The organism is Corynebacterium sp. HMSC29G08, from assembly GCF_001806875.1.
Classification (GTDB): Bacteria; Actinomycetota; Actinomycetes; order Mycobacteriales; family Mycobacteriaceae; genus Corynebacterium.
Map to the genome: position 1 here is coordinate 1 of NZ_KV786266.1, position 9,912 is coordinate 9,912.

General features: G+C 59.4%; 9 protein-coding genes. 7 read left to right on the top strand and 2 right to left on the bottom strand.

What is annotated here, in order from left to right; translation table 11 throughout:
* Positions 1–253: 253 nt before the first annotated feature.
* The 7 genes from HMPREF3101_RS09060 (at position 254) to HMPREF3101_RS09090 (ending at position 8,033) form a co-directional block, all read left to right on the top strand.
* Positions 254–1,933 carry an ABC transporter ATP-binding protein gene (locus tag HMPREF3101_RS09060; RefSeq protein ID WP_070464632.1) on the top strand — a complete coding sequence of 560 codons (1,680 nt, stop codon included), beginning with the start codon at positions 254–256 and terminating at the stop codon, positions 1,931–1,933.
* Complete coding sequence (locus HMPREF3101_RS09065; RefSeq protein ID WP_070464615.1) at positions 1,930–3,783, top strand: ABC transporter ATP-binding protein; 1,854 nt, start codon at positions 1,930–1,932, stop codon at positions 3,781–3,783. The genes HMPREF3101_RS09060 and HMPREF3101_RS09065 overlap by 4 nt, the downstream gene beginning before the upstream one ends.
* A 151-nt stretch (positions 3,784–3,934) precedes the next feature.
* Positions 3,935–5,182: a Na/Pi symporter gene (locus tag HMPREF3101_RS09070; RefSeq protein ID WP_083280189.1), complete on the top strand. Its 1,248-nt coding sequence runs from the start codon at positions 3,935–3,937 to the stop codon at positions 5,180–5,182.
* Between the two features lie 21 nt (positions 5,183–5,203).
* The gene (locus HMPREF3101_RS09075) at positions 5,204–5,521 is read left to right on the top strand and encodes a hypothetical protein (protein WP_070464616.1); all 318 of its coding nucleotides are present in this window, start codon (positions 5,204–5,206) and stop codon (positions 5,519–5,521) included.
* A 110-nt stretch (positions 5,522–5,631) separates the two neighbouring features.
* Positions 5,632–6,066: a type 2 periplasmic-binding domain-containing protein gene (locus HMPREF3101_RS09080; protein ID WP_070464619.1), complete on the top strand. Its 435-nt coding sequence runs from the start codon at positions 5,632–5,634 to the stop codon at positions 6,064–6,066.
* A gap of 32 nt (positions 6,067–6,098) precedes the next feature.
* Complete coding sequence (locus HMPREF3101_RS09085; protein WP_083280190.1) at positions 6,099–6,752, top strand: DUF1707 SHOCT-like domain-containing protein; 654 nt, start codon at positions 6,099–6,101, stop codon at positions 6,750–6,752.
* Positions 6,753–6,761: 9 nt separating this feature from the next.
* Positions 6,762–8,033 carry a pyridoxal phosphate-dependent aminotransferase gene (locus HMPREF3101_RS09090; protein ID WP_070464623.1) on the top strand — a complete coding sequence of 424 codons (1,272 nt, stop codon included), beginning with the start codon at positions 6,762–6,764 and terminating at the stop codon, positions 8,031–8,033.
* 21 nt (positions 8,034–8,054) lie between these two features.
* On the opposite strand, the gene HMPREF3101_RS09095 is transcribed toward HMPREF3101_RS09090, so the two are convergent.
* Both HMPREF3101_RS09095 and HMPREF3101_RS12450 read right to left on the bottom strand, forming a co-directional pair.
* Entirely contained in the window at positions 8,055–9,590 is a 1,536-nt protein-coding gene (locus HMPREF3101_RS09095; RefSeq protein ID WP_246816714.1) for an FMN-binding glutamate synthase family protein, read from the bottom strand.
* A gap of 50 nt (positions 9,591–9,640) precedes the next feature.
* The coding region (locus HMPREF3101_RS12450) for a UDP binding domain-containing protein (protein WP_246816715.1) at positions 9,641–9,912 on the bottom strand (272 nt) is incomplete at its 5' end.

Here is a 9,912-nt window from a genome sequence, read left to right on the forward strand (position 1 = left end):
CACGACACTGCTACCAAATAGCCGGTCGCAACAGCGGATCCTGAATTCCTTTGGGCTCGCCCTCTCGGCGACCTGGGGATACTGAATTCTTTGCCTGATTTCGGGAAACAAATTCAGGTTTGACAGCGCCGCTCTGAATTCTTTCTGAATTCCTTGACTGTGTGTGGAGAGCGGTGTCCCAGGAATAACCGGTAGGTTCAAAAGGCTGAAACCCTAGAAACCACCAACAATCATCAACAGAATCGAGGCCGTGGTGGATTTGATTCGCCTGACCAGTAGGTTTGGCAAACGCTACGCCTGGGCAATCGCCCTTGTGATAGCGCTGCAACTCCTCACAACGTTGGCAACGCTGTCGTTGCCAGACCTGAACGCCAACATCATTGACCGCGGCGTGGCAGCCGGGGACGTGCCGTACATCTGGCGCACCGGCCGAACGATGTTATTCGTGGCGTTTGCGCAAGTCCTGACGGCGATTGGGGCGGTGTGGTTTGCGTCGAAAGTAGCGATGCAAACGGGTCGCGACATCCGCGAGGCGGTGTTTTCCAAGGTCAGCGGCTTCAACGCGGAAGACATGTCGCACTTTGGCACGCCGACGTTGGTGACGCGTGCGACGAATGACGTACAGCAGGTGCAGATGACGTTCCTGCTGTTTATGAACTTCATGGTGACCGCGCCGATTATGGCGGTTGGCGGCATCATCATGGCGCTGCGCCAGGACGCCGGCATGTCCTGGCTGGTGGTCACGGCGGTGATCACGCTGACCGTGGTGGTTGCTATCATCGCGGCGGTGCTGATGCCCATGTTTAAGAAGATGCAGGCGAAGCTGGACAACATCAATGGAGTGCTCCGGGAGCAGATTGCCGGCATCCGAGTCGTCCGTGCCTTCGGCCGCGAGGAGCACGAGGCGAGGCGTTTCACCCAGGCAAACCAGGACATCACGAGGCTGTCCCTGAACATTGGCCGCGTGTTTGTCACCATGTTCCCGGTAATCATGCTGATTCTCAACGTGGCCACCGCCGCCGTGTTGTGGTTTGGCGGCCACAGGGTGGACAGCGGACTGGTTGAGGTCGGCGCGTTGACTGCGTTCATGCAGTACTTGATGCAGATTCTCATGGCGGTGATGATGGGCGTGTTCATGCTCATGATGCTGCCGCGCGCCCTCGTCTGTGCCACGCGTATACGCGAGGTCCTCGGCTATAGGGATACTAGGCAGGCGCAGGGGGAGACAACGTGGGCGTCGGCAAGCAAAAAGGGCTCCATCGAATTCCAGGATGTGTCCTACACCTACCCGGGTGCGGAGCTGCCGGTGCTTCAGGGCATCACATTTAGGGCGACCCCCGGCACAACCACCGCAATCATCGGCTCGACGGGTGCCGGAAAGTCCACGCTTGTTGGGTTGATTCCGGGGTTGTACTCCCCAACTTCGGGGCATTTGCTAATCGACGCCACCGTTGCCGCCACCCCACAAAAACCCTGGCTGTTCTCGGGAACTGTGGCAACGAACCTACGCATGGCCAACCCGGACGCGACCGATGAGCAGCTGTGGGAGGCGCTTCGCGTGGCCCAGGCGACGTTTGTTGAGAACCTGGACATGCCGATCTCCCAGGGCGGCACCAACGTTTCTGGTGGTCAGCGGCAGCGTTTGTGCATCGCACGAATGCTGGTGGCGGATGCGGATGTGCTGATCTTCGACGACTCATTTAGCGCCCTCGACGCCAAGACGGAGGCCAACTTGAACGCGGCGCTTAGCAACATTGTTGCTGATAAGACGGTGATCGTGGTGGCGCAGAAGGTGGCCAGCATCAAGCACGCGGATCAGATTTTGGTGATGGATGCTGGGCGCATTGTTGCGCGGGGCACGCATGAGGAGTTGCTGGAGTCGAGCGAGACGTATCGCGAGATCGAGCGTAGCCAGGCGGAGGTCAGCGCATGAGTCAGCACATGACGGACGACCAGCTCGCCGAGTACGAAGAGAAGATGGCTGGTGATGACTTCTCCAACAAGGCGCCGCGCAAAGCGAAGCACTTCTGGCCATCGGCGAAGCGCCTGTTGGGGTTGCTAGCACCGTTTAAGGCGGCGCTTGTTGCTGTGTTTGTGATGAACGCAGCGTCGGTGTTGTTGGGGGTGTACGCCCCGCGGGTAATGGGCCAGGCCGTGGATGTGATTTTCACGGGCGCGATGGCGCCGAACGCCAGTGTGAACTTCGATCGCCTGCGCACGCTGATTCTGATCATTCTGGGGCTGTACGTGGGATCGTCCATACTCATGTGGGCCCAGGGGGCGATCTTGAACCGGCTGACCATGCGTGCGGTGTTTGACCTGCGTGAGCGGGTGGAGGCGAAGATCAACCGTCTGCCGTTGCGTTACTTTGACACGCGCCAGCGTGGCGACGTGATGTCGCGCACCACCAATGACGTTGACAACATCCAGCAGGCGCTCCAGCAGGCCTTGTCTTCCCTGTTCAACGCGCTTTTGACCGTGGTTGGCATCTTGGTGATGATGTTCGCGATCTCCTGGCAGCTAGCATTGGTTGCGCTGCTGTCAATTCCGCTGACGGGCCTGGTCATGGCGGTTGTGGGCACGCGCTCGCAGAAGCAGTTCACCACCCAGTGGAAGGCCACGGGGGATGTGAATGGGCACGTGGAGGAGTCCTTCTCCGGCCATGATGTGGCGTTGATCTTCGGCCGCACGGATCAGCTGCGCGATGAGTTTGCCAAGCGCAACGATGAGCTTGCTGGGGCCGCGCAGAAGGCGCAGTTTTTGGCGAACTCGATGCACCCGATCATGCAGTTCATCTCGTATCTTTCGTACGTGGTTATTGCGGTGCTTGGCGGGGTGAAGGTTGCTTCTGGGCGCATTTCGCTTGGCGACGCCACCGCGTTCATCCAATACTCCCGCCAATTCAACCAACCCTTAGGCGAGCTGGCGGGCATGATGCAGATGCTGCAGTCCGGCGTGGCTTCCGCGGAGCGCGTCTTTGAGTTGCTGGATGCGGAAGAGGAGCCTTCCGACACAGCCACCGCACACCTGAACAACCCGACCGGGCTCGTGGAGTTTAAGGACGTTTCCTTCTCCTACGACAAGGAAACCGCTGATGCGCAGCCGCTGATCCAGCCGCTGATCCAAGACTTGAACCTACGCGTTGAGCCCGGACAGACCGCTGCCATTGTCGGTCCGACCGGCGCAGGAAAAACCACGCTGGTGAATCTGATCATGCGTTTCTACGACGTGGACACCGGATCTATTTCGCTCGATGGCGTCAACATCAACGATCTGTCCCGCGAACAGCTGCGCGGCCACATCGGCATGGTGCTGCAAGATGCGGTGCTGTTTAAGGGCACGATCATGGAAAACATCCGCTACGGCCGCCTGGACGCAACTGATGAGGAGGTCATGGCTGCGGCGAAGGCAGCGTATGTGGACCGTTTCGTGCATGCTCTGCCGGATGGATACGACACGGTGGTGGACCAGGACGGCGGCTCGATCTCCGCCGGCGAGCGCCAGCTGATCACCATTGCGCGTGCGTTCTTGTCTCAGCCGACGCTGCTGATTCTGGATGAGGCGACGTCTTCCGTGGACACCCGCACCGAGGTTTTGGTGCAGCACGCGATGAACGCGTTGCGCTCTAACCGCACCAGTTTTGTCATCGCTCACCGTCTGTCCACGATTAGGGACGCGGATGTGATCATTGTCATGCGCGACGGAAAGATTGTGGAGCAGGGCTCGCACGCCGATCTCCTGCGGAAACGCGGTGCGTACTACGAGATGCATAAGGCGATGTAACCCGGCTTGAACTTGTTTGCCTAAAGTTCACTTTGATCTCACTTTGCGTTCGTTCGCGCCGTGTACCGTTGCCGACGGCATTATGCGGTAGATGGTTTGAAACCGCTCAAACCTGTTTTACCCCAGTCGAAAGCAGCGAGAAGCAGTAGGCATGAGCATCAAGGAAGCGAACATGAGGCGCCAATCCCCCTCCTCGGACAACGTCCGCGCAGCTGAGGATGACGCCGAACATAAAGATCCCCTCGGTTTCCTCCCCTTCACTGGCACGGCAAAGCAGGTAGCTAACTGGGTTGCCGTGCTGTTGGGCGTCTGGATCCTGCTCAACGGCGTGGGCATGATCGGCGATGGTTTTAAGGGCATTGCCGGCGATCGCGCCCAGGAACTGTTCTCCTTTGCGGAGAACCCGTTTGTGGGCCTTGCCATTGGCATTGTGGCCACCGCAATCATTCAGTCCTCCTCCACCACCACTTCCATTGTGGTGGGCATGATCGCGGGTGGCCTGCCGTTGAATATTGCCATCCCAATGCTGTTCGGCGCCAACATGGGTACCTCGGTGACCTCTACGCTGGTGGCGCTTGGCCTGGCGGGTAACAAGAAGCAGTTCCAGCGTGGTTTCTCGATGGCCACGGTGCATGACTTCTTCAACTTGATCGCCATCTTGATCTTCTTCCCACTGGAGATCTTCACCGGCTTCTTGGGTAAAACTGCAACCAGCATCTCGCCGTCCCTATCCGGTCAGGGTGATGGTGTTGTCTCCGGCATCTTCGAGGCGATCGGTGACTTCATTGACCTGATCACGGAACCGCTCGTGGGCCTGGCCGGCATGTTGGCTGCCCCGCTTGGAGATGTCTGGGGAGGCGTGGCCCTTGCCGTCGTGGGTATTGTGCTGATCCTGTTTTCCATCCAGTTCATCGGCAACATCCTGACTGCCCTGCTGGTTGGCAAGGCACAGGAGATCCTGTACGCCGCGCTGGGTAAGAACGCGTTCGTCGGTGTGCTTTCCGGCGCAACGATCACCACCTTGGTGCAATCCTCCTCCACCACCACGGCCCTGACGGTGCCACTGGCGGCGTCGGGCAAGTTTGAGGTTCGCACGCTGTTCCCCTTTGTGGTGGGCGCCAACATTGGTACCACGGTGACGGGCTTGATCGCGGCGTTCTCCGCATCCGGTGCTGAGGCGGAGGCCGCAATGGCCGGTGCTTTGGTGCACACCTTGTTCAACACGTTTGCGGCAATCCTGATCTTGGGCGTGCCGTTCATGCGCAAGCTGCCGCCGCTGTGTTCTGACTGGTTGGCAGAGCTGGCAACCAAGAACAAGCTCTACGTCGTGGCTTGGATCGGTGGCGTTTTCTTCATCCTCCCGATTGTTGCTGTTGTGATCTCTAACGCGCTGACCTAAAGACTTCAAAGGAACCACCTCATGAATACAAGCAACCCAGAGGACAACGAAACCCCAGACCTGTCGCCGTTGGCGGACAAGCTCATCCGCAACGAGGCACCGGATCAGGCGCTGCAAGCCCTGCTGCAAGAGCTTGAAGAGACTGCAGAGGAGCTCCGCTCGGAGCTTGAAGCACGGCACGACGGTCGAAAGATCAACCCGAACATCACCCCGGAGCAAGAGGAAGAGCTGGAGCACTTCCCGGAATACTGGGCTAACACGAAGGGCTCGTGGAGCAACCTGTTCAAGCTGCTGCGTGAGTTCCGCGACGAGATGGGCAAGGGCAAAAACGAGGCGTAAGCCACTCGCATTTGCGGCACGGGCGATGCTGACATCAATGACTCTTCCGTGCCCGTTCCTGCGGACATGGCGCAGCAGTGTGCCGACATCTGGGCGAAGGATCCGGCACCTTGGATGTTTTCCAGCAGCTGGTGCTTGGAAACGATGAGATTCGTGATGACTACCAGGCCACCGATGACATTCAGGAGCTTTCAGGTTGGGCTGCTGAAGACGTCAATGCGTTGAGCTTCATGGGCATTGGCAATTACTTAGCCGCGGAAGATCCCACGCGCACCCACATCGATAATGTGCTGGTGGACGGCGTTGCCCCCTCCTTAGACGAGGCGCGTAGCGGCAACTACCCGCTGGCGCGGCCGCTGTTCATCTACGTCAGCGAGGATGCTGCTCGGCGCGATGAGGTTGACGCGTTTGTGACCACGTACCTGGACAAGGTCGAGGCTGTGCTGCCACGTGTGTACTTCTACCAGCTGCCGGAAGAGGAGTATGCCGCTTCCCAACAGCGTTACGCTGACCGTGTGACTGGTGTTGACCAGCGCTGGCAGTAGGACACCAGCGAGGCCGCTAGGATATTGAGACTGTGAGCACTCCCTACGGCAATATGAGGATCGGCGACGCTGAGCGTATGCACGCCATGGACACCCTTGGCCGCGCACTCGGCGAGGGCCGGTTGACCATGGACGAGTTCGACCAGCGCTGCAACCAGGTTGCAAGCGCGCAGACGAACAATGACCTGCGCCCGATTTTGGCGGACCTTCCCTCGGCCCCGCCGAGCACGCAGCCCGCAAGCGGGTTGCAGCCTGTGGAGTTTGGCGGCCAGGGTGCGGACAAGCTGTACTCGGCGCGCGAGATCGTAGTTGCGCGCAGGCAGGGTCAAAAGACCCGCGCGGGCGTGTTCTGCTTGGGTACGTTGGGCACGATCGCTGGCAGTATTGTTGCGCAAGCAATGACGCTGACCTTGTTGTCGAGCCTGCTGATGTTTGTTATTCCAACGCTGTTTGTGCTGCTGTATGTGATGAAGGTCGGGCCGGATCACTGGTATCAGCCCACCATCCGTGAGTTGGAGAAGCAGCGCCGCCGGGTAGTTCGTGCGCGCCAGTTGGAGCTTGAGCAGTCCCATGCCTACGAGTTGGCGCAGCGAAAGCTGGAGCGCAAGGCGCAGATTGACCGACTGACGGGGGATGCGTTGAACGTAGCGCAGCAAACGATGAACCGTTTCAAGCCGCGGGACTAGTATTGCCACATGGCGAAAAACGGTAACAGCAAAAAGAAGGTGAAGAAGCAGTTGAAAAAGCACCGCCATTTTGATCAGGCGGAAAAGCTCAAGAACGTCTTCTATGACATCCGCGGCCCGGTGACGGCGACTGCGGAGCAGATGGAGCGTGACGGCCACACCATCTTGAAGCTCAACACTGGCAACCCGGCCATCTTCGGTTTTGAGGCGCCGGACGTCATCATGCGTGACATGATTGCCAATTTGCCAACGTCGCAGGGCTACACCACGTCCAAAGGCATCATCAGCGCACGTCGCGCGGTGGTGACCCGCTACGAGACGATTGAGAACTTCCCGGATTTTGACGTTGATGATGTCTACCTGGGCAATGGCGTCAGTGAGCTGATCAGTATGGTCACTCAGGCCCTGCTTAACGACGGTGACGAGATCCTCATCCCCGCCCCCGACTATCCTCTGTGGACTGCTGCTTCGACGCTGGCCGGCGGCAAGGTGGTCCACTACATGTGTGATGAGGAGGACGACTGGAACCCGTCGCTGGAGGATATCCGCTCTAAGATCACGCCGCGCACCAAGGCGATTGTGGTGATCAACCCGAACAATCCGACAGGTTCGGTGTACTCGCGTGAGACTCTTGAGGCCATTGCTGACATTGCCCGTGAGCATGAGCTGATGGTGCTTGCGGACGAAATTTATGACCGCGTGCTTTATGACGGTGCACAGCACATCTCCATGGCCGAAGTCGCCCCCGACTTGTTGTGCGTGACGTTCAATGGCCTGTCCAAGGCGTACCGCGTGTGCGGTTACCGTTCGGGCTGGATGATTATTACGGGTCCGCGTCGTCGTGCGGCAGGCTTCATTGAGGGCCTGGACCTGCTTTCCGGCACCCGTTTGTGCGCCAACGTGCCTGGTCAGCATGCGATCCAGGTGGCACTTGGCGGCCGCCAGTCCATCTACGAGCTGACCGCAGAAGGTGGGCGTTTGCACAAGCAGCGCGACACTGCGGTGCAGAAGCTACGTGAAATCCCGGGCATCTCCGTTGTGGAGCCGAAGGGTGCGCTGTACTGCTTCCCCAAGATCGACGCCGAGATGTACAACATCCACGACGACGAACGTTTCATGCTGGACCTGCTCAAATCCGAGAAGATCCTCATGGTCCAGGGCACCGGGTTTAACTACCCCACCCCGGACCACTTCCGCGTGGTTACCCTGCCGTGGGCGTCCCAACTGGAAAACGCCATCGAGCGCCTGGGCAACTTCTTAAGCGACTACCACCAGCACTAGCGGCTGCCCCCTACTCCGGACCTACACCGGACGGAACGTGTCCGGTGAGGCGGCCTTCCAGTCGGGTGCCCAGGATGACGGGGGATCTTCCAGCAGCTGGTCTGGGCGCAACCACTCGTAGATGTTGGCGTAGGAACGTGAATCCGTCGGCGATACGTTTCGGCGCAGCATGTCAGGCGACAGATCAGCCGGGTCGGTGACGCCCATGGACGCCATGAGACGCACCGCGGTGTTGACGGTGGTGCGGTGGTAGTTGTACACCGCCTGGGCCTTGTCCTTAACCACAACGGCGCGGTTGCGGCGCGGGTCCTGGGTGGCAACGCCGGCCGGGCATTCGCCGGTGTGGCAGCGCTGTGCCTGGATGCAACCAACCGCCATCATCATGGCGCGGGCGGAGTTGGTGTAGTCCGCGCCCTGGATCATACGCATGACAATGTCGGAGCCACCCGCCACCTTGCCGGAGGCGCCGATTTTGATCTGGTCGCGCAGTCCGGTGCCAACAAGGGCGTTGTGTACCGTCATCAGGCCGTGCGTCAGCGGCATGCCCATGTGGTCCTCAAAGTCGATCGGTGCTGCACCGGTGCCGCCCTCGGAGCCGTCCACAACAATGAAATCCGGTGCGGTGCCAACCTCACGGATCGCCTTGCAGATGGCCAGCACTTCCCTGCGGCTAGAGACGCACAGTTTGAAGCCGGCCGGTTTGCCGCCAGAAAGCTCGCGCATCTTAGCAATGAACTCGATCAACTCCACCGGAGTGCTAAACACGCGGTGACCTGCGGGACTGATGCAGTCTTGTCCCATGGGAACGCCGCGGATTTCGGAGACCTCTCTGGTGATTTTATCCGCTGGCAGCACCCCACCGATACCCGGCTTCGCGCCTTGGCTGATCTTGAGTTCAACCATTTTGATCTGGTCATCTGCGGCCTTGTCGCGGAACCTCACCGGATCAAAATCACCGTCCGGCGTGCGCGCACCGAAGTAGCCGGTACCCATCTGCCACACCAGGTCACCACCAAATTCCTGGTGGTACGACGACACGCCACCTTCACCCGTATTGTGTGCAAACCCGCCCATGGCTGCGCCCTTGTTCAAGGAGCGCACCGCGTTTTTAGACAGGGAGCCGAAACTCATCGAGGACACGTTCAGCATGGAAATCGAGTACGGCTTGGCACAGTCTTTGCCACCGACAAGGATGCGTGGCGGCTCATCCGGCGTCTCAACCGGAGCGAGTGTGTGCACCAGGTGCTCATGGTTGGTGGCGTAGACGTCCTGCACCGTACCGAAGGATGTCTCGGATTGCTTGCCCTTCGCACGCTCATAGATGGCGTTGCGCTGGTCACGGTTGAATGGGCGACCATCCCAGTCACGCTCGATGAAGTACTGACGTAGCTCCGGGCCAATGTCAGTCAGCATGTTGCGCATGTGCCCAAGGACAGGGTAGTTACGCAGAATCGGGTTCTTGACCTGTGTCAGGTCATGGATGGCCACGCCACCCAACGCCGCCGCAACCGTGCCGACGGCAACCTTGCCAAAGTTTCCGGACTTCTCCTTAGCCATGCGCCTAATCATGCCCTAACGGTGCCCACATAGTGAGACAAAACGCGGTCCTATTTTTGGCCGCCACGCCCCAGCGCTTGGATGTCCCAGCCGGCCGCCCGCCAGGTCTGCGTTGGCAGCACATTGCGGCCATCAATGAGCTTTTGCTTATCGACGACCCCCGCAACCCACCCCGGCTCCATCTCCTTAAACTCCTGCCATTCGGTTGCGAGGATGACAAGTTCGGCGTTGCGTAAGGCGTCTTCAAGCGAAGAGGCGTAATCAAGCGTTGGGAACACCTTGCGCGCATTGTCCATGGCCTGCGGGTCATAGACGCGCACAC